The sequence below is a fragment of the Deltaproteobacteria bacterium genome (assembly GCA_016183235.1).
Lineage (GTDB): Bacteria > UBA10199 > UBA10199 > DSSB01 > JACPFA01 > JACPFA01.
This window is the reverse complement of record JACPFA010000027.1, coordinates 48,013-66,156: the sequence shown is the minus strand read 5'-3', so window position 1 is coordinate 66,156 and position 18,144 is coordinate 48,013. Positions and strand designations below refer to the sequence as shown.

Sequence of the window (18,144 nt, the reverse complement as noted above, 5' to 3'; positions counted from 1 at the left end):
TTTATAGGGGACACTTTCTAACACAAACGGAACTAATAAAATGTTTACCGAACCGGTGCTATCTCGCATCTCTATGGTGGGGTCTGGCCTCGAAGAAGAAGGTGTTGTTGTACCCTTTGACTTTGGTTTACTCGAAGTTGATGCCCATGTCGATATGCCGCCGGCCCAGAGCAAAGTCATTTGCATCGCCAGTGGTAAAGGCGGAACTGGCAAAACTACCTTCACGGTCAATTTGGCATTAGCCTTGGCTAAAGCCGGGCAACGAGTTTTATTGTTAGATGCTGATTTTGGCCTGGCCAATGCGCATTTATTGCTCGGGGTCACCCCCCAAGCCGATTTTTCAGATTATATTAATCACCAAAAATCGCTCGAAGAAATCTTGCTCGATGGCCCTCATGGTTTAAAACTCATCCCGGGTGGGCAAGGGGTGAGCAAACTTTCCAATTTACAAGGTTATCAAGTCGAAGGGCTGGCCCGTGATTTGAGTTATCTAGAACCGCAGTTTGATTTTATCTTGATGGATCTAGCCGCCGGCATTTCGCTACAAAACATGTTGTTACTTCGCCCTGCCCATGAAATTGTGTTAGTCACCAACCCCGAAATTACGGCCTGCATGGATGCCTATGCCATGATCAAGGCCCTTTCTGCCTGGCATCCTGATCGTAACCCCAAAAACCCCCTTGGAATTCATGTGGTAATGAATCGTATTCGTAAACCCAGTGAAGGCAGAGAAGCCCTCGATAAATTAACCAATGTAGTCAAAAAATATTTAGAAAATATTAATATCCACTACTATGGTTCTATCCCCTTCGATCGTTACCTTTTGCATTCTATTGAGATCCAAAAGCCCTTGGTTCTTTCTCACCCCAAAGCAAAAATCACCGAATGCCTCGAAGGCATTAGCCGGCAAGTTTATGCTAATTATGTGCGATGGAACAATCGCCAAATGGGGACTCACCCTTGCCCCTCTTATTTTTCAATCTTAGAAAAAATTTCGCATAACTACGATTTTGAATGACAACGCCTCAACCCAGTAGCCTAGACTTTGTAGAATACTTGCACAACAATGTAAGCTCGCTTGACCCTAATCTAAGGGTTTTAGATCAAAACCTTCCCATTCTTAATATAGAAGACCCCATTGATTTAGTAGTTTCTAATCAACAAATGGAATTATTCCTGATTAAAGTTTTTAGCTCGGTTACCCAAAAAGATTTTTTTACCATTCTTAAATTATGCAACTGGGTTGATAAAAATTGGCTTACGCTAGCTCACGTTTATGAAGGCAAGCTAGGATATCTTTCTAAAAGAGTTGAAGTTTGTTGTTTAACCAACCGCATTCATCCTGAGGTTGGAGAAGTACTTCATGAATTAAAAGCCACCCCTTTAAAAATTTTTCTCTACGAAGGGGTAGCCCTCTCGGATCATTCTGGCTGGACCATCGATGCTTATAAGCCTAGTGAATTTGAAGAAAGTATCGAACGGGCGAAACTAAAAAAGAAAAATCTTCTACCCTCTAAACCTCTCCTCTCCCGAGAAGAAATTGATGCTTTCTTAAGCCCAACTTCTACCTTAGAACAACCCAATGAAGATTTTTTATCTGAATTTAGTGATGATGAGGTCACGGTTAATCTTGTGGGTAACCATTTAATCGATTAACGATCGGCACAATTAGGGGTGGCTATCCACTGATCCAAATTAAAAATATAAAAAACATCATCGTTAGGCAAAACCCGATGGGGAGCCTTGGTAAACAAACCCAATAACCAAGGTTCTACGTAGGTTATTATAAGATGTCCCCTTTGATAGAAAGTATGAACATCATAAAGATCTGAAAACTGTATTACACCTGATCCATTATCTTGGTAGACACAAGTCGTTCCTTCAAAGATTTCAATTCCGTTTTCAAAATAAACAGCATCAACATCACCTACACAATAGGTCCGTTCACTATGAGTGTCATCTAACATTTTAAATCTTCGATAAGGATTTTCTGTATAATAGTCGCTGGCAAAGGCCCACAAGGGATCGCCATGATGGGTTACCTCACCACCCTTCGAAACATAATCTCTGGGGTCGTTACGAGTATGAAAAAATTCGTAATATGCGGTTGTAATACTTCTTGGAATGCCACTAAAGATATTTATCACTGAAAATCCCCTTTTTATGAGTTTAAAAAAATGCTGACTTAGCTAGCACTGATGTCCAAATTAGTGAGGGGTTTTTTTTTAAGGTAAAAATGACGAATGCCACCCAAGAGCATGGGCAAAATGGAAAGAAAAATTACCGTCAAGATCACTAAATGAAGTTTTTCCCCCAGCGGGCTTTGCCCAATAAAATAACCCAAGAAGGTAATGCTCGTAACCCAAAACGTACCCCCTAATAAACTAAAGCAAAAAAATCGCCGATAAGACATGGTGGCAACGCCTGCAATAAAGGGCACAAAGGTACGAAAAATCGGCATGAATCGAGCCATAATGAGCGCTTTGCCGCCATGTCGTTCATAAAAACTATGAGCAGCTAAGGCATGTTTGCGCTTAAAAAAACGTGAATCGGGTCGACTAAAAATTTTAGGCCCTGTTTTAAGACCTAATAAATAACCCAATTGATCCCCAGTTACTGCTGCAACAATTAAGGTAATAATTAAACTATAAACATTGAGAACTGGCTCGTCCCCATTGAACGATTTTGCACTCAACACGCCTGCAGTTATCAACAACGAATCTCCTGGCAAAAAGAACCCGGCGAGCAATCCCGTTTCGGCAAAAATAATACCAATCAAAACGGTTAAGCCGCCATGGCGAATGAGCAATTCCAGCCCTTCGCGAGTATGGAGTGAATTGACAAACTCAAAAAAACCTTCAAACATATGATATTTCAACCATATATTTATGTATAATAAAAGTTAAAATTTAGTTAAACTTATTATCGAACTTCAAAGATGCTCAAAAATAAAACCCTAAAAAAAGGCCTTGTGGTTATTGTCATCGTCAATGGAGCGATATTTTTATTATCTTATTTTCTCCGAAATCAGTTACCCGATCCAAGCCAGATTCATCCAGCGACGTTACGCGAACCCATTCAAAACCCTACTCCTGCTGCACCTTTCCTTAAAATATTCGGTACCCATATTTATGAAATTGAGCCTAAGTTTGAATATGAATTAACTGGGTTAGTCGTTAGTTATCGCAACTTTGAGGAATCGTGGTTAAGCCGGCTTAAACTTAAACGGGACCCCTTCAATACCAAAGATCTTTGCGTATTATGGGGGAAAAACCTCATTACCCCTGACTATAAAAAATATCGCTATTCCTCTGGTGAATTCACTTGTTACGTAACAGGCCGTTTCTCTGAGCTTTTTTATGAAGATGCGCTTTCTAATAATCATTTATTGGCTGGCGACCCTAAGCTTGCCAATGAAATTATGTCGGCTAGGGTGGGTGACCAAATTCACTTAAAAGGTCTATTGGTTAGCTATAAAAACCGTACCACGGGCTTAAGCCGCGGCACTAGCATCGTTCGAACCGATCGTGGCAATGGGGCCTGTGAAACCATCTATATAAACGACTTTAACATCTTGAAAAAAGCCAATATAACGTGGCACCTATTAAATTCAGCTTCAAAAATGATTATCTTTCTTGCTATAATAGTGTGGTTCTATTTAATCTTTATTGATCCATTTTTTTTAGGGGAGCCCTATGAGAAAGAAACTGTTACTCGTGGAAGATGAACCCTCCATTGTTGAGCTTTTAATCGACCGCGCTAATTTTCATAACCTTGATTGCGATACCGCCGCCAGTGGTGAAGAAGCCCTTGAAAAGCTCAAAAATTCGCCCCCCACCCTTGTTATTTTAGATTTAATGTTACCCAAAATGAGCGGGCTAGGAGTTTTGCGAGAAATGCGCAACTCACCTACCATGAAAAATATTCCCGTACTTATTTTAACAGCCTTAAATCAAGAAAAGGTTGCCCGCGAAGCCATGGACTTGGGTGCCAAGGCTTTTTTTGTAAAAACGGGTAACATGAATGATCTTTTTAAATTAATTCAAGAATACATTCGTTAGTAAATGACCCGACCCCATTAAGAAAAAAATCGTCTTCTTTTTCGATCTCGACGAGCTGAAGGGGCAGGCAACGAATGTAAAGTTGGTGTTTTTTGAGCACCAGGGCGCTGTAAGGTGGCGGGCAAGGGGATAATTTTTAATGTCTTGCGAATTAAATTTTCAATACTTCGAATATTACTTCTTTGGTCAGGAGTCGCAAAAGAAATAGCCCTCCCTTGAAGACCTGCTCTTCCGGTACGGCCAATGCGATGCACATAATCGCCTGAATTATCTGGAAGATCAAAGTTAATCACCAATTCAATATTGGTCACATCAATCCCTCGTGCCGCAATATCAGTCGCCACTAAAACTCGATACTTCCCTGACTTAAAACCATCCAGGGCTTGCCGCCGTTGACCAAGCGAGCGATCCGAGTGGATCTCGGCTACATTATAACCTACTCGATGCAAGGCTCGGCAGATTTTTTTTGCCCCAAACTTGGTGCGGGAAAAAACGAGTACGGTCCCAAGGTTTTCTTTCAAAAGAGTTTCTAACAACGCTAATTTAGATTCACGATGAACCACGATAATTTCTTGCTCTATATTTTCAGCAGCTGTACCCGATGGAGCAACTTCAATCCTTACCGGTAAAATCATATAAGAGGCGGCTAATCTAACGATGGCGGGTGGCATGGTTGCCGAAAACAGCATCGTCTGCCGTTCTTTAGGGATGGTTCTTAAAATTTGGCTGATCTGCGGGGCGAACCCCATATCTAACATGCGATCGGCCTCATCTAAAACGAGGACTTTGATGTCATGCAATGTAACCGTTCTTTGTTCAAGGTGATCGATCAACCGCCCCGGTGTAGCAATGATAATCCTAGGCCGGCGTTGCAATGCCCTCAACTGACGATGAATAGGCTCCCCACCAATTAGCACAGCGGTGTTTATCCCAACGGTTCGGCCAATTTTTTGAATGGCCTCTTCGACTTGCAATGCCAGTTCACGAGTTGGCACCAGCACCAGCCCTCGCCCGGCAAAACTTTGGAGGCGTTGCACCATAGGAATGCCAAAAGCCATGGTTTTGCCCGTTCCCGTCTGTGCAATACCCATGATATCTTTGCCTTCAAGCCCTGCAGGGATGGATTGATGTTGGATGGGGGTTGGTACTTTGAATTTTAATTGCCTCAAGACTTCAAGCAGGCGGGGCGCAATCCCCAGAGTTGAAAAACCCAAAGCGGCTTCATTAGAAGAATATGTCATAAAACCTAAGGCGTCCTTCTACTTCATTTGAAGAAAAGAAGCTATAGGTAAACTTTGGCCTTGCATTTACTATAAATCACTTTGCCTCTTTGATCTGTTGAGCAAGGTAATTTTGTTCGCCAACTTGGGCTATTAAATTTAATTGCGATTCAAGCCAGTGAACATGGTCTTCTTCTGAAATCAGGATATTTTCTAAAAGTTCTGCTGACCCGTTGTCGCCAGCCTCACGACAGGTTTGAATGCCTGCATTGAGTCGAACTAAAGCCACCTGTTCAAGGGCAAGGTCTTCTTTAAGCTGTTCGATTACTGTTTCCCCAATGTTAATTTTTCCTAGACGTTGCACATTGGGAATGCCTTTTAGAAAAAGGACCCGTTCAATCAACTGTTCAGCGTGCTTCATTTCTCCCATAGATTGCTTACGAATTTTTTCTTGTAGGCGTTCATAGCCCCAATCTTCACACATCTCAGCATGAACAAAATATTGATTGATTGCCGTGAGTTCGGCACTTAAGGCGTCGTTCAGAACATCGATAATGGGTTTGTTGGTCATAACTTCTCCTTCCTTGGCTAAAGACAGCCTCTAGCACCCTCACACAAGAACCGCAATCCGTTCCCACACCACTTAAATTTTTAAGTCCTTCGACCGAGTCACAGCTTATGACGGTCTAGACAAACCCGACCATCTCAGCTATGCAAACAAAAAAAGCCACCATACCAGGAGGAACCATTTGAAAAATTTAAAAAATCTGATTCTCCGAGTTCTATTTGTCTTGTTATTGATGGCTGACTCTTCTTCAGTATTTGCCGAATCGTTTTCCTTTGAAATAACAAACCCCAAAGTAAAAATTTCAATACCCGAGTTGCCCAAAATTGTAATGAAGCCTCATTTACTATCAAAAACAAGGCCTCATCTTCGATATCAAGGCTCTAGTGGTTCTTACGACTTATCGATTATCACTCCAACGGCGGATACAGGTATGACACCACTTGAGTGTGCCCAATCTACTATCCATGACATTGTAAAACGACGATATGGATTGGCCGACTCCGAGTACAAGGCATATAAAGCTGATGATGGAAAAACATTCGCTTTATATTATTCTATTCGATTTCCGCCCTTCACACAGTTAAAAGCTCATCTTATCTCTGCCGCTAGTGGCCACTGTATAGAAGTGCATATCTCTAAAGTCTTAACCTCGCAAAAGGAGGCAAAGAACTGGTTTGGCAGTTTCCCACAGGCAAGAATTCAAACCGGCAAATAAAGATTTCATCACTGATATGTGGTTGTCCTTGGTGATGCTGGTCTATTGTGTCACTCTGATATGATCGATTATTGCAGCCATTGTTCTAGATGATCTCCTGCCCGCCAAACATTTAGATCAACCGGTGTTTCGATACCATCCACATGGCCACGATTATGATACTGCCAGATAACCCATCCCATTTTGTCATCAGGTTTGGTTATGATACCTCTTACCCACAAAGGATATTCAGAATAATCAAAAAATTCGTTTGATAACAAATATTGTTTATAGAATTTTCTGGTAACGTAGAAAAATGGCTTTCGATTATAGTGTTTTTCAATCTCTTCAGAATAGTCTCTAAGCTGTTTTGTCAATTCCGCTTTGTCAGGGCGGTTTGCACAGTTGCCACCATATTCTAAGTCAACAACTGGTGGTAAAGTATTTACTTCTACGGGTACGGCCGCAATAAAATTCGCGGCCTGTTCACGCCCCGATGCACATAATGAAAAAAAATGGTAAGCACCGCGTAAAATACCAGCATTTTTTGCATTATTCCAGTTTGTCAAAAAATTGGTGTCTTTAAAATCACGCCCTTCGCTAGCTTTAATAAAAACAAATTGAACATCGTTTTTACTCACCAAATCCCAGTTGATTTGTCCTTGATGATGGGAAATATCAATGCCTCTAATAGGAAATAATTTTCTATCTGGCTCAAAATTAATATAATAAAAATAAGCCACTAACGATAAAATAGAGACTACCAATAATAGTTTTACCACTCTTTTCACGGACATTTCAGACTCATGTTAGCATCTTTGAAGTAAGATTCAAATTCATACCAGAGAATCACCTTAATGGCGCTCCCAACTGGACGCTTTTAGAACTGCGTGTACTGAGATAACATTTAATTTTTTATGTGTGTTCCTGAGTATAAAAGTTTGGCAAACACTTTATTCTCTTTTCAAATCTTCAACTGACTTCACTAAATTGGTGAGCATTTTGGCGATGACGTCAAGTTGTGCATAGTAACCTGCGTATTGTCTCTCATCGATGAGTTGTTTGCGATATAAAACTTGAACGATCGGAACACATTCAAATACGGAACCCCGAGCAATCCAAAAGAACTGACGTTTTTCGCCTTTGTGCCAACGACCATTGCCTTCGGCGATGTTGAGGGGAATGGAGAGAGCAGCTCTGGTGAGCTGATCAATGAGACTGTAAGAAGCTTTACCTTTGAGCTTGGATGACAACGATTCAATAGACTCAACAAAATCAAGCGATCTCTTATAAACATCAAGATGTTCAAATGGAAATGGCATCAAGACCTCTAACGCTATTCTCTAATGCCATTTTCCAATTTTTCGCACTGGAAAATAGCTATAGAAAATAGAGGAAATTTTTCTTGCGAAAAATTTTGCTCCCAACGGGGATCGAACCCGTACTACGGCCTTGAGAGGGCCGCGTCCTAACCGTTAGACGATGGGAGCTCTTTTGGCTTATTGGCCTCGTGCTCTAAACTTAAGAATTCGAAAGATCAAGAGTTGTTATTGACATTCGTCTGCTAAAATTATTAGTGAAATCCTCTTATGTTCAACCCACAACGCATCCAACAAACCATTCAAGCCACTATGCCGCTGGCTCAAGTGCAAGTGGTCGATTTAGTAGGCGACAATAATCATTTTGAAGTAACGGTAATTGCCAAAGAGTTTGAAGACAAATCCATGGTAGCCCAGCATCAAATGATTAACGAAATTTTTAGACCCTATTTAAATTCCGGCGAACTTCATGCCTTAAGTTTAAAAACCTATACTCCACAAAAGTGGGAACTGTTGCGTCATTCCGGGCTTGACCCGGAATCCAGATAATGCGACAAACCATAAGATCCAGGCTCGAAACCGGGATGACGAAGGTGATTATGAACGACATTCAAACCAAATTAAAAGAAGTAATTCAAAACAACAACGTCGTGCTCTTTATGAAAGGCACTCCGCAGGCCCCGCAATGTGGGTTCTCTGCACGGGTGGTAAAAATTCTCGATTCTTATCAAGTCCCCTTTCAAGGCATCGATGTCTTAGCCGACAATAATATCCGCGAAGGGGTGAAGCAATACAGCAACTGGCCTACCCTTCCCCAGCTCTTTGTCAAAGGCGAATTCGTAGGTGGTTGCGACATTGTGAGCGAGCTTCACCAAACCGGCGAATTAAAAACTATCTTAGCCAAGGTTAAATAAACTATTCGAGCCACCATCAGCGATCAAGGTTTGCCCGGTTAGGCTACGCGCTGCTTCGGTGCACAAGAAGTTGACTAGCTTGGCCATTTCGTCGCTTTGGGTCGCAGCTGGATAAGGGGCCTGACTTTGCACTTTGCCCAACACTTGCTCGAACCCACTCCCCAAATAAAACCGCGTTGAATCGGTATCTAAAAACCCTGGGTTTAAACCATAACAATAAATTTTCTTTTCAGCTAACTCCACTGCATAATAACGAATCAACATTTCAAGGCTTGCTTTAGCTGCACCCAGCAAACCATGATTGGGACACACTCGTAGAGTATCCATCCCCGAAATCGCAATAATGGCACCACCGGGGGGCATGACGTTCACCACCTCTTTAACGCCCAAAACAAAACCCTTCACCACCAAATCAAAGGTCATCTGGATATGCTTTTCTTCAACCATTAATAACGGTTTAAAGGCGGTGCTCGCTGCATTGGCAATGAAAAAATCAATTTGTGGATGTTTCACTTTAATTTCTTGCCATAACTTTTTGACTTGTTGAATATCCACTAAATCAGCTTGCGCCAAATCGGCGTTAACCCCCAACTGCTGTAATTCCTGTACCATGCCAGCAGCAGCGCCTTCGTCGCGGCGATAATGCACGATGATATCACAACCTGCTTTGGCCAGATTGAGCGCAATAGCCTTGCCTAATCCCCGTGAAGACCCTGTAATAAGCGCCTTTTTGCCTTTGAATTTCATATTAGCTCGATTAATATGGTAGTTTGAACTTTTTGATAGTACATTTTTTGTCATTCCCGCGAAGGTGGGAATCCAGTACTTATTATACTTACGGAACTGCTGGATCCCCGCCTTCGCGAGGATGACAGCCTGCTGAAAAGTTAATTCACTATAGCAATTGTCAAATAAAGAACCAATATATGGGCGAATCTGATATTGTTGTCAATCGTAAGGCACGATTTAATTATCAAATCCTCGACACCTATGAGGCAGGCATTATGCTGCAAGGCTCGGAGGTCAAATCACTTCGTGAAGGCAAGGTTAATCTAACCGATGCCTATGCCCATATTCGCAACCACGAATTGTTTTTGATCAATTGCCATATTTCCCCCTACCCACCAGCCAACCAATTTAACCACGAACCTACTCGTACCCGAAAATTATTGTTACATCGTGAAGAAATTGATCGGCTCATAAGTAAGATCAAAGAAAAAGGCCTAACGGTTGTACCTTTGAAACTCTATTTTCAAAAAGGCAAAGTCAAAGTTGAATTGGGATTAGCCAAAGGTAAACAAGCCCACGATAAACGCCAAGACATGAAAAAACGCGACACCGACCGCGAAATCGCCCGGGCGATGAAAAAGAGGAGATAATATTTACGCTATTGAAATTGTTGTAAGAAGAACTTATATTTGGACTACAGCTTCGCAGAATTGGCTTAATACAAGGCACAAAGCGAATTTCGAGCGAGACGTACTTTGAGTACGTTCCTTCGCGTACGCTCAGGACAAGCTCCGCGAAGGAATTTGCTTTGAACGCAGTAGTAAGCCAATTATGCGAAGCGATTGATTGGGGGCGAATTTGGATTCGACGCGAATTCAGAGATGACTTGTGGCAAGCCAAGGAAGCCTGTCCACCTTGTAAAAAGTTAGGCACAATATAACTGCAAACTATGATGCAGATCTCGCTTTAGCTGCCTAATAGCGCAGCTACGCTTTTGAGTCTTTCTCCCACGGGGGCTTGAGGGCGACACTTAGTGGGATAGTTGTTAACCTGAGCCTTTAGGTTAACAATGAAACTTTAAAGGATCGCTTAAGCAAGATCCCGCTCGTAGGAGATTGATTAAGTTAAACTCAAATTGCGAGCTAAGCTTGTAGATGCGGTTGTCAAAGGTTTGCGGACGAGGGTTCGATTACCCTCCGCCTCCACCATTTGGAGTGATTTTAAAATCACTGTAGTGAACGTTTTGAAAGCCGTGGATTTTTCCTACGTAAAATGGTAGGTTAATTACAAAAGGTAATATGAATAATAATTTGAAATCATTAAGGGAAATGGGGACTTGGTTAAACGAACAGGAAAGAGAACTACCTATCAACGATAGTCCTCAAAAAAGCGCAACGGCCTATAATGATTTGTATAATCTTTTTTTACCTTACTTGGATGCATCAGAACAAACCTTTCGCGATGAGCGGTTTCATTATCTTCTTCAGCACCAAGAAAGGCTAAAGAAATTGTCTGAATGGCAAAAAACACACTGTGCAACACCTTTTTAAAAACACCTCCCTCCTTCAAGACCACCTTTCCAAGGCAGGCATTCCCAGCGCTGTTATCGGCGGCCTCGCAGTTGCATTTTATGGAAATCCCAGAATCACCCGAGATATTGATCTCAAGGTATTGTTAGACCGACCGAGGGCAAAGGATCTTTTGGCTGCACTCCCAACTCATCTCCAACCTCTTGCAAAAGACCCTGAGGCAACCCTTAAAAAAATGGGATTTTTATTTTTTACAGATCCCCAAGGCATGAGGGTAGACTTGCTGTTAGCCGAAACCTCTTTTGACATTCAAGCTATTGAGAGGGCTAAAGACATAGAGGCCACCCCAGGAGACTGGATCAAAGTATGTACCCCAGAAGACCTTATCATCTATAAAATGATTTCCACACGCCCTCGCGACCGAGAAGATGTTGAAGGCGTTGTTAAAAGGCAAAAAGAAAAACTCGATAAAGATTATATTTTAAACTGGCTTAAACAATTCGAAAAGGCGCTAGATGACTCTACCCTGATTCAAGAATTTATGAAAATGAAGCCTTGACCCTCCTTTCGTATTCAAATCTTTAAATTTAGGGTTGATAAAATTTTTTGGGTGTTCATAATCGGTGCTAAGTGTGCACCATCACCCCCTATTCGTGGGCCGAGCCTCCTTCCCCTTATGGTCCGGAAGGCAAGCGCTTTGGGCTTGGGCTTTATGTGGGCGAGCCCACGGTGTGGGCGCATGGTCGTTTGTGCGTGATGCGATGCCAGGTTTTATTTTTGAAAGGCTTGGCCCTCTTAAATAAAAAAGGCCGTGGGGTCGCCACGGCCTTTTATCTTATCAGTAGGTTTAACAATTAAGAGTTATGAGCTAAATCAGCCACACAACGGATATAGTCGATTGAATCTTCGGCAAATTCAGCACAAGGGTCTTCGATGGGGCGACAAACAATTTGTCCACCAATTCCATTCGCATTTCGCTCGAAAGCCCATTGGCCATCACAATCTAAACGCATGTCCGGCTCTTGTTGGGCTGGAATTCGATTAGCCGCTTCTCGCCTGGCCTCTTCTTCTTGTTGGGCTGCAAAAATATCTGAAAATAAATCTTGCAGACAAAGCTGTTGCGACCGACGGTCAGGTATAGCTAGACACGCTTCCCGACGCCTGGCAAATTCATCATTGGGTACAGCTTGCTCAGCCTGTTCCTCTTCAGCAGCTGGTTCGTCATCACCGTTGTTATTTCCAAAAGGAGGCAGAGGGTTGACCTGACCCCTTGTAGGGAAATGAATATCAACTGGGTTACAAAAACGCAGCCCAGGGTCAAACCGACAAGGGTCAAACTGAGCATCATTCCCATTGTCTGGGTTAGCAGGAGCATCTGCCTCTGGATCTACTTGAGGATCTTCAACTCCTTGCCCTGGTTCTTGATCACCAGGCTCCACTTGAGGATCTTCAACTCCCTGCCCTGGCTCTTGATCATCAAGCTCCACAGGCGGAGGGGTTGGGTCAAAAGCACCCCTATCTTCAACTTCTACAGAGTCAGAAGTTGCAACGGGACCCGCATTACCGACACTGCCGTTATTGTTACCATTGTTATTATTACCACCGTTACCGGTATTACCACCACCACAAGCCACTAACGTAGCCGCGGTCATCGCTAAAATAAATAGATTACGTAACTTCATAAAAATTCCTTTCTTAAATTTAACTAAGATCGCCCCATACCATTTAAAGGACGACCAAATTTCATATAGAGTTAGATTGCAAGGGTAGTGCCAATGAGTACAAAAAAGATTATTTTAATTATAACTTATTGATATTACTTAATTTTAACTATCTAAAAATTTATAAATTGTTTAGAATCCGTGAGTTTTTTAGTAAAAATATGTATTTTATTTTATTTAATATACATTTATTATGCATATTATTGAATTTTAAATGGTTTATTTAGGCAAAAAAATTTATGATGGAGGCCCAATTTTTAGACGATGCCGGCTTCAAAGCAGCCTCAAAATCGTACCTCCGTCATCATGCTCTTCATCATCATGCTCTTCATCATCATGCTCTTTGTACCTCCGTCATCATGCTCTATTGCTCTATTGCTCTGTTGCTCTATTATTGCTCTATCATGCTCTTCAACAACCCAAGCGCTCTTTCCGCAAAACTGAGGCATTACGTATGATTGATAGAAGATATTGACAATTACCGGGAATCCAGGTACTTATTACGATAATACGGGATTCCCGGTAAATATGAAAATCCATCTCCCTAACAGCGCTTTTTTGGGTAATCTTGACCCTTTTATTCGTAGCTTGGACACATCCGATCCCGCCTCTCTTACGATTACCTCCAACGACAAATGGATATCCGTTCACCCCATTGTGTTATCGATCGTTGCAGCCTTGGGCTTAATAGTTGACCCAAAAAATATCCATTTTCAAAAAATAGAAGCCAGATCAGGTCACTATCTTGTGCGTATGGGCCTTTTCAACATTTTGAGTTTACCATCAGACATCAATCTAACTGAACATGAACCTGCAGGGAGATTTGTTCCCATCACTCAAATACGAACATCCGATGAATTAACAAAATTTATTACTGAAATGATTCCGTTACTTCATTTGGAGGGAGAACAAGCACGTACCATAGGATACATTGTTAGCGAACTGGCGCGAAATGTCATTGAACATGCTTGTGCGAAAAATGGTGCGGTTTTGTGCGCTCAGTATTATGAAAAAAGTAATGCGATTCGCATCGGAATTGCTGACACTGGGTTAGGAATCAAAAAGACAATTAATCAGTCACATCAAGCAGAAGCCGACCTTGATGCTATTCAATTGGCATTAACCCCTGGGATTACCGGTACAACCCGAAGAGAAGGGGGCACCGAACAAAATGCCGGAGCGGGGCTTTTTTTTATCAAATCAATTGCTTATGTGAATCGTGATTTTTTTGTTATTTACAGCGGAAATGGTTTTTATAAATTGTTAAAAAGATCAAAGAAGAAAAATTTTACGTTACACGCCGACCCGTTAAAAGACAGGCATTCAACTGGCATTGAAAACACCCCTTTCCCATATTGGCAAGGAACGGCTGTTGGTGTGGACATCACGCTTAACCAAACTGAAGAGTTTTCCAAGTTACTGGATGCCATTGGAAAAACATACAGCTCAGCGGTTCGCGAAAGGAAACGCGCACGCTATAGGAGGGCAAAATTTATATGAAAAAAATCAGTATTTATAAGCTAGCAGGAACCTTCGCTGAAAACAAAGACATCGCCCGAGATATTCGAATGAATGAAATCATCCCCTCTCTAAATAAAAATGAAGAAGTTATTTTAGATTTTGAACAAGTTGATGCCGCAACTCAATCATTTATTCATGCCCTTATCAGCGATTTATTAAGAAAATTTGGAGTAGAAATTCTAGATCGCATTGCCTTCAAGTCCTGCTCTGAAAATGTCAAAAAGGTTATTGGTATTGTCGTAAATTACATGCAGGAAGGCATTGGTGATGACGACAATCATTGAGTCGAATAAAAATTTATGACGGAGGCCCAATTTTTAGACGATGCCGGCTTCAAAGCAGTCTAAAAATCGTACCTTCGTCATCATGCTCTGATATTAGTGATATTAGTGGTGGCATCGGTGCCAGATTTTATTTTTGAAAGGCTTGGCCCGCCTAATAAAAAAGGCCGTGGGATTGCCACAGCCTTTTTTGTTGAAATAAGTTTTATTAATTAATTCCGACAAGGAAGTTCAATTGGTTGTTGCCTTCTTGGTTGTTGCCTTCCATGATCATCTCTATAAAAACCAACCACACACAACTCGGTGACAGGTTCATTATCATCATCATTACAAGTGTATGTACTATTTTCCCATCGACAGTTTAATTGTATGTTGGGTAATTGATAAGAACCACCACCATTACCACCCGCTGGAGCCGCCTCTTCGCGGGCTGCAATAGGAATGCCCTTACATAATTGCCAATTTCGCAAACGAAAAGCATCGCCTTGGCATTTTACAGCAAAATTAGCATTATCATCACCGCAAATACCCGGATTTAAAGCCGCATAATCGACATTAGCACATTTAGAGTTTGCTCCACAAATATCCGGATGAACTGCAGCATACAAGGCATGGTCACAGGAATTGACACGAGCACCACCACCATTATTACCATCTGCAGGAGGAGGAGCGGGAGGTGCAACGGGAGCTACCGCCTCTTCACCACATTCAATGATATCCCCACTTTCATCAGCGCCTGTTACGAAACATGCTCGTTGTGCAACACATTGGCCTGTCGCATCATAACGAGCACAAACATTGAGAGCAACAAGCTGGCATGGGCCATCACCGTTGTTACAAACTTCCGCTCGTATACATTTATTTGTATCTTGAATGAATGCGGTACAATTAACCGTTCCGCCCTGTTGTTCCACAGGCCCTTCAGAAGGAATTGGCGTTGGCACTGGAGTAACCATAGGAGGGTTTGGATTATCACCAAGATTACCACCAGGATTACCACCACCATTGTTACTATTATTGTCGTTATTATCTGTTGAAGTGGAGCCCCCACACGCTACCAAAGTAAGGGCGAAAAAACCTAACATGATTAATTTCTTTAAGTTCATTGTTTACTCCTCTTTTAATTTAAAATCTGCGTGCCCCAAATGGCCAAATGCTTCTTGGGCATGCCACTCTTATCTTGTGCAAGGTATATGCCAGACTGGATAAAGATTGTTATTTGTTAATTAAGCATTTGATATTGTTTAATATTTTTAATTATTCTATTTGTAAAAAATGGCTATTGTGTAAATTATTTCTGGGAATTTATGTCACCATAATGGTGATTTTAGTCATCAGTTATGTATTTTAATGATCTTTTTTTGATATTAAAGGCTTATCTAAGAATAAAATGGAAGATTGTCACGCTTGTCATCATGGATCCCGGGTCAAGCCCGGGATGACGTGGATGATATTTTATTTTCTCTTTACTTCCCTTAATTTTTCAGGCTTTTAAGGCAATCGAGAGACCCAAAGGACCGCGGTCCGTGGAGAATCGGGGTGTAGCTCAGCCCGGTAGAGCGCTCGTTTCGGGTGCGAGAAGTCCGGAGTTCAAATCTCCGCACCCCGACAAAAATTTTGCGCCAGAAAAATTTCCTCCATTTTCTAATGCTATTTTCTTTAAATGGCACAAAATTGGAAAATGGCATGGGATAATAGAAAATAGAGGTTAAGAAAGAATTTTAGAAAGGAACTTATGGAATATTTAATCGATCAGCAAGATATCGAGTTTTTATTCAAAGATGTTTTAGACATTGAAGGCCTAAAAGCTTGCCCGCCTTATAAAGACTATGGCGCCGATGATTATCTGATGATCGCCAACGAGGCCTTGAAATTTGCCAAAAACGAAATGGCCCCGCTGAACCAAAAAGGCGATCAAACTGGGGCAAAATTGGTGAATGGCAAAGTCATTCTTCCTGAAGGCTTTCCTGAACTCTTCAAGGCTTATGGGCAAAACGGTTTTTTTGCGGTAGATATTGACCCCCAATGGGGCGGGCAAGGGTTGCCGGTGGTCATCAATTCTTTATTAATGGAATATTTTATCGGGGCCAATTGTAGTTTTGCCCTACTTTCGTTGCTTACCAAAGGGGCCTCTAACTTAGTTGCAACATTCGGAACTGAAGAATTAAAAAAACAGGTTTGTCAAAAAATGTTTTCAGGGGAGTGGGCCGGCACCATGTGTCTCACCGAGCCCCAAGCTGGCACCGCAGTGGGCGACCTCAGCACCAAAGCCATTCCTCAAAACGATGGCACATTTCTCATTCAAGGCACCAAAATCTTTATCACCGGTGGCGACCACAATTGTGCCGACAATATTATTCACTTGGTTCTAGCCCGTGTAGAAGGCGACCCTGCCGGGTCTAAAGGAATTTCTCTTTTTGTCGTACCCAAAATATGGATTAACTCTGACGGAACTCTTGGTGAACCCAACGACATTCAGGTTGTGAACATCGAACATAAAATGGGAATCAATGCCTCCCCTACTTGCCTGGTCACCTTTGGGGATAATAAAAAATGCCGTGGCTTTTTAGTGGGAGAACGCCGCCAGGGCCTGCCACAAATGTTTCAATTGATGAACGAAGCCCGGCTAAACGTTGGCCTGCAAGGGCTAGCCATTGGCTCCACCGCCTATGAGCATGCCAAAAAATATGCCAAAGAACGCGTGCAAGGGGGCAGCACCTCAATCATCGAATACCCCGATGTTAAACGCATGCTCGCCACCCAAAAGGCTTATGTTGAAGCTTTGCGGGCCATGATTTACACGGCCGCCATCTTTGAAGATTTGTCGCATCATCACCCCGACACCAAAGTTCGCGAGCCTGCCGAAGATTTGATCGATTTTCTCACACCCATTTGCAAGGCCTATGGTTCGGATCGAGGTTTTGATATTTGTAATTTAGCAGTCATGGTTCATGGCGGTTATGGCTATACCCGGGAATACCCGGTAGAACAATATCTGCGGGATGTGAAGATTTCGGCTATTTATGAAGGCACCAATGGGGTTCAAGCCTTAGATCTTTTAGGAAGAAAATTACGCTTAAAAAATGGTGGGCTTTTTAAAACCTATTATGAATGGATTCAACAATTTTGTGAGCAGGCAAAATCAGATGCCACGGTGGGGGCTTTAATCCCTCAGCTCAACAAAGCGCTGCAACACTTGAGAGAATCGGTAGAAATTTTTGCCCAAAAATCGAGCGAAAATTTAGGCTACGCCCAACTTCACGCAATGCCCTTTTTGAATTCTTGCGGTGATGTTACGTCGGCCTTTTTACTTTTAAAGGCAGCTAGCATTGCAGGTAATCAATTAAAATCTGCAAGCCTTGCCCAAGAAAAAACTTTTTATGAAAATAAAATCAAAACGGCGCGCTTCTTTGTGAGCCAAATACTGCCTCAAACCGAAAGCCGGCTTACGTCGTTGAAAAGCGGGGATGAGTCGGGATTAGAGTTAGAATTTTAACAGCTGTCATTGCGAGCTGCCTCTGTCATCCCCCGGCTTGACCGGGGGACCCATAATGCCGAGCGTGGCAATCTCACCGGTTAAGCAGAAG

At 42.2% G+C, this 18,144-nt stretch carries 23 protein-coding genes, 2 tRNA genes and 1 other RNA gene; 16 read left to right on the top strand and 10 right to left on the bottom strand.

Features of this window, described 5'->3' with window-relative positions; translation table 11 throughout:
- Positions 1-40: 40 nt before the first annotated feature.
- Together HYU97_07060 and HYU97_07055 are read left to right on the top strand one after the other, a co-directional pair.
- Complete coding sequence (locus HYU97_07060; protein MBI2336504.1) at positions 41-1,018, top strand: MinD/ParA family protein; 978 nt, start codon at positions 41-43, stop codon at positions 1,016-1,018.
- Positions 1,015-1,656, top strand: a complete 642-nt coding sequence (locus HYU97_07055) for a hypothetical protein (GenBank protein ID MBI2336503.1) — start codon at positions 1,015-1,017, stop codon at positions 1,654-1,656. Before HYU97_07060 ends, HYU97_07055 begins: the two co-directional genes overlap by 4 nt.
- Here the strand turns inward: HYU97_07055 and HYU97_07050 are convergent.
- Both HYU97_07050 and HYU97_07045 read right to left on the bottom strand, forming a co-directional pair.
- Entirely contained in the window at positions 1,653-2,147 is a 495-nt protein-coding gene (locus tag HYU97_07050; protein MBI2336502.1) for a hypothetical protein, read from the bottom strand. The two genes, HYU97_07055 and HYU97_07050, sit on opposite strands and share 4 nt — an antisense overlap.
- Before the next feature lie 38 nt (positions 2,148-2,185).
- Positions 2,186-2,866, bottom strand: a complete 681-nt coding sequence (locus tag HYU97_07045; GenBank protein ID MBI2336501.1) for a VTT domain-containing protein — start codon at positions 2,864-2,866, stop codon at positions 2,186-2,188.
- Between the two features lie 72 nt (positions 2,867-2,938).
- Here HYU97_07045 and HYU97_07040 point away from each other — a divergent pair, with 72 nt between their 5' ends.
- Both HYU97_07040 and HYU97_07035 read left to right on the top strand, forming a co-directional pair.
- Positions 2,939-3,727 (top strand): hypothetical protein, encoded by a 789-nt coding sequence (locus HYU97_07040; protein ID MBI2336500.1) that lies wholly within the window; start codon positions 2,939-2,941, stop codon positions 3,725-3,727.
- Entirely contained in the window at positions 3,696-4,061 is a 366-nt protein-coding gene (locus HYU97_07035; GenBank protein MBI2336499.1) for a response regulator, read from the top strand. Before HYU97_07040 ends, HYU97_07035 begins: the two co-directional genes overlap by 32 nt.
- Before the next feature lie 17 nt (positions 4,062-4,078).
- On the opposite strand, the gene HYU97_07030 is transcribed toward HYU97_07035, so the two are convergent.
- Both HYU97_07030 and bfr read right to left on the bottom strand, forming a co-directional pair.
- Entirely contained in the window at positions 4,079-5,302 is a 1,224-nt protein-coding gene (locus HYU97_07030; protein MBI2336498.1) for a DEAD/DEAH box helicase, read from the bottom strand.
- Positions 5,303-5,378: 76 nt separating this feature from the next.
- Positions 5,379-5,852 carry a bacterioferritin gene (gene bfr / locus HYU97_07025; GenBank protein ID MBI2336497.1) on the bottom strand — a complete coding sequence of 158 codons (474 nt, stop codon included), beginning with the start codon at positions 5,850-5,852 and terminating at the stop codon, positions 5,379-5,381.
- Positions 5,853-6,030: 178 nt separating this feature from the next.
- Between bfr and HYU97_07020 the strand changes: the two genes are divergently transcribed.
- A complete protein-coding gene (locus HYU97_07020) occupies positions 6,031-6,564 on the top strand; it encodes a hypothetical protein (GenBank protein MBI2336496.1) in 534 nt (177 codons plus the stop codon).
- A gap of 68 nt (positions 6,565-6,632) precedes the next feature.
- Here the strand turns inward: HYU97_07020 and HYU97_07015 are convergent, their stop codons facing one another.
- The 3 genes from HYU97_07015 to HYU97_07005 form a co-directional block, all read right to left on the bottom strand.
- Complete coding sequence (locus tag HYU97_07015; protein MBI2336495.1) at positions 6,633-7,340, bottom strand: glycoside hydrolase family 25 protein; 708 nt, start codon at positions 7,338-7,340, stop codon at positions 6,633-6,635.
- A 156-nt stretch (positions 7,341-7,496) separates the two neighbouring features.
- Positions 7,497-7,865, bottom strand: a complete 369-nt coding sequence (locus HYU97_07010; protein ID MBI2336494.1) for a four helix bundle protein — start codon at positions 7,863-7,865, stop codon at positions 7,497-7,499.
- Positions 7,866-7,961: 96 nt separating this feature from the next.
- Positions 7,962-8,033: transfer RNA gene (locus HYU97_07005), tRNA-Glu, on the bottom strand.
- 99 nt (positions 8,034-8,132) lie between these two features.
- On the opposite strand from HYU97_07005, the gene HYU97_07000 reads away from it, so the two are divergent.
- On the top strand, positions 8,133-8,411 hold the full coding sequence (locus tag HYU97_07000; GenBank protein MBI2336493.1) for a BolA/IbaG family iron-sulfur metabolism protein: 279 nt from the start codon (positions 8,133-8,135) through the stop codon (positions 8,409-8,411).
- Positions 8,412-8,461: 50 nt separating this feature from the next.
- The gene (gene grxD / locus HYU97_06995; protein ID MBI2336492.1) at positions 8,462-8,776 is read left to right on the top strand and encodes a Grx4 family monothiol glutaredoxin; all 315 of its coding nucleotides are present in this window, start codon (positions 8,462-8,464) and stop codon (positions 8,774-8,776) included.
- On the opposite strand, the gene HYU97_06990 is transcribed toward grxD, so the two are convergent.
- Positions 8,759-9,523, bottom strand: a complete 765-nt coding sequence (locus tag HYU97_06990; protein MBI2336491.1) for an SDR family oxidoreductase — start codon at positions 9,521-9,523, stop codon at positions 8,759-8,761. The two genes, grxD and HYU97_06990, sit on opposite strands and share 18 nt — an antisense overlap.
- A 179-nt stretch (positions 9,524-9,702) precedes the next feature.
- Between HYU97_06990 and smpB the strand changes: the two genes are divergently transcribed.
- The 5 genes from smpB to HYU97_06965 all read left to right on the top strand — a co-directional run bounded on the left by smpB (position 9,703) and on the right by HYU97_06965 (position 11,892).
- Positions 9,703-10,155, top strand: a complete 453-nt coding sequence (gene smpB / locus HYU97_06985; GenBank protein MBI2336490.1) for an SsrA-binding protein SmpB — start codon at positions 9,703-9,705, stop codon at positions 10,153-10,155.
- A 198-nt stretch (positions 10,156-10,353) separates the two neighbouring features.
- Positions 10,354-10,713, top strand: a transfer-messenger RNA (tmRNA) gene (ssrA, locus tag HYU97_06980).
- A 90-nt stretch (positions 10,714-10,803) separates the two neighbouring features.
- Entirely contained in the window at positions 10,804-11,055 is a 252-nt protein-coding gene (locus HYU97_06975) for a hypothetical protein (protein MBI2336489.1), read from the top strand.
- A complete protein-coding gene (locus HYU97_06970) occupies positions 11,039-11,593 on the top strand; it encodes a nucleotidyltransferase (protein MBI2336488.1) in 555 nt (184 codons plus the stop codon). Before HYU97_06975 ends, HYU97_06970 begins: the two co-directional genes overlap by 17 nt.
- Before the next feature lie 71 nt (positions 11,594-11,664).
- The gene (locus tag HYU97_06965; GenBank protein MBI2336487.1) at positions 11,665-11,892 is read left to right on the top strand and encodes a hypothetical protein; all 228 of its coding nucleotides are present in this window, start codon (positions 11,665-11,667) and stop codon (positions 11,890-11,892) included.
- Here the strand turns inward: HYU97_06965 and HYU97_06960 are convergent.
- On the bottom strand, positions 11,889-12,716 hold the full coding sequence (locus HYU97_06960) for a hypothetical protein (protein MBI2336486.1): 828 nt from the start codon (positions 12,714-12,716) through the stop codon (positions 11,889-11,891). The two genes, HYU97_06965 and HYU97_06960, sit on opposite strands and share 4 nt — an antisense overlap.
- 567 nt (positions 12,717-13,283) lie before the next feature.
- Between HYU97_06960 and HYU97_06955 the strand changes: the two genes are divergently transcribed.
- Both HYU97_06955 and HYU97_06950 read left to right on the top strand, forming a co-directional pair.
- Positions 13,284-14,255 carry a hypothetical protein gene (locus tag HYU97_06955; protein ID MBI2336485.1) on the top strand — a complete coding sequence of 324 codons (972 nt, stop codon included), beginning with the start codon at positions 13,284-13,286 and terminating at the stop codon, positions 14,253-14,255.
- Positions 14,252-14,560, top strand: a complete 309-nt coding sequence (locus tag HYU97_06950; GenBank protein MBI2336484.1) for an STAS-like domain-containing protein — start codon at positions 14,252-14,254, stop codon at positions 14,558-14,560. Before HYU97_06955 ends, HYU97_06950 begins: the two co-directional genes overlap by 4 nt.
- A gap of 209 nt (positions 14,561-14,769) precedes the next feature.
- Here HYU97_06950 and HYU97_06945 read toward each other — a convergent pair whose 3' ends face one another.
- A complete protein-coding gene (locus tag HYU97_06945) occupies positions 14,770-15,663 on the bottom strand; it encodes a hypothetical protein (GenBank protein ID MBI2336483.1) in 894 nt (297 codons plus the stop codon).
- A 429-nt stretch (positions 15,664-16,092) separates the two neighbouring features.
- On the opposite strand from HYU97_06945, the gene HYU97_06940 reads away from it, so the two are divergent.
- Positions 16,093-16,166 (top strand) — tRNA-Pro (locus HYU97_06940).
- 126 nt (positions 16,167-16,292) lie between these two features.
- Complete coding sequence (locus HYU97_06935; GenBank protein ID MBI2336482.1) at positions 16,293-18,053, top strand: acyl-CoA dehydrogenase; 1,761 nt, start codon at positions 16,293-16,295, stop codon at positions 18,051-18,053.
- Positions 18,054-18,144: the final 91 nt, after the last annotated feature.

What these genes read in the sequence shown, in the direction of transcription:
- bfr (MBI2336497.1), bottom strand. Translation starts at nt 5,852, where the DNA reads ATGACCAACAAACCCATTATCGATGTTCTGAACGACGCCTTAAGTGCC.
- HYU97_06945 (MBI2336483.1), bottom strand. Translation starts at nt 15,663, where the DNA reads ATGAACTTAAAGAAATTAATCATGTTAGGTTTTTTCGCCCTTACTTTG.
- HYU97_06990 (MBI2336491.1), bottom strand. Translation starts at nt 9,523, where the DNA reads ATGAAATTCAAAGGCAAAAAGGCGCTTATTACAGGGTCTTCACGGGGA.
- HYU97_07035 (MBI2336499.1), top strand. Translation starts at nt 3,696, where the DNA reads ATGAGAAAGAAACTGTTACTCGTGGAAGATGAACCCTCCATTGTTGAG.
- grxD (MBI2336492.1), top strand. Translation starts at nt 8,462, where the DNA reads ATGAACGACATTCAAACCAAATTAAAAGAAGTAATTCAAAACAACAAC.
- HYU97_07055 (MBI2336503.1), top strand. Translation starts at nt 1,015, where the DNA reads ATGACAACGCCTCAACCCAGTAGCCTAGACTTTGTAGAATACTTGCAC.
- HYU97_07000 (MBI2336493.1), top strand. Translation starts at nt 8,133, where the DNA reads ATGTTCAACCCACAACGCATCCAACAAACCATTCAAGCCACTATGCCG.
- HYU97_06960 (MBI2336486.1), bottom strand. Translation starts at nt 12,716, where the DNA reads ATGAAGTTACGTAATCTATTTATTTTAGCGATGACCGCGGCTACGTTA.
- HYU97_07040 (MBI2336500.1), top strand. Translation starts at nt 2,939, where the DNA reads ATGCTCAAAAATAAAACCCTAAAAAAAGGCCTTGTGGTTATTGTCATC.
- HYU97_06950 (MBI2336484.1), top strand. Translation starts at nt 14,252, where the DNA reads ATGAAAAAAATCAGTATTTATAAGCTAGCAGGAACCTTCGCTGAAAAC.
- HYU97_07045 (MBI2336501.1), bottom strand. Translation starts at nt 2,866, where the DNA reads ATGTTTGAAGGTTTTTTTGAGTTTGTCAATTCACTCCATACTCGCGAA.
- HYU97_07010 (MBI2336494.1), bottom strand. Translation starts at nt 7,865, where the DNA reads ATGCCATTTCCATTTGAACATCTTGATGTTTATAAGAGATCGCTTGAT.
- HYU97_07015 (MBI2336495.1), bottom strand. Translation starts at nt 7,340, where the DNA reads ATGTCCGTGAAAAGAGTGGTAAAACTATTATTGGTAGTCTCTATTTTA.
- HYU97_07060 (MBI2336504.1), top strand. Translation starts at nt 41, where the DNA reads ATGTTTACCGAACCGGTGCTATCTCGCATCTCTATGGTGGGGTCTGGC.
- HYU97_06935 (MBI2336482.1), top strand. Translation starts at nt 16,293, where the DNA reads ATGGAATATTTAATCGATCAGCAAGATATCGAGTTTTTATTCAAAGAT.
- smpB (MBI2336490.1), top strand. Translation starts at nt 9,703, where the DNA reads ATGGGCGAATCTGATATTGTTGTCAATCGTAAGGCACGATTTAATTAT.
- HYU97_06975 (MBI2336489.1), top strand. Translation starts at nt 10,804, where the DNA reads ATGAATAATAATTTGAAATCATTAAGGGAAATGGGGACTTGGTTAAAC.
- HYU97_07030 (MBI2336498.1), bottom strand. Translation starts at nt 5,302, where the DNA reads ATGACATATTCTTCTAATGAAGCCGCTTTGGGTTTTTCAACTCTGGGG.
- HYU97_06955 (MBI2336485.1), top strand. Translation starts at nt 13,284, where the DNA reads ATGAAAATCCATCTCCCTAACAGCGCTTTTTTGGGTAATCTTGACCCT.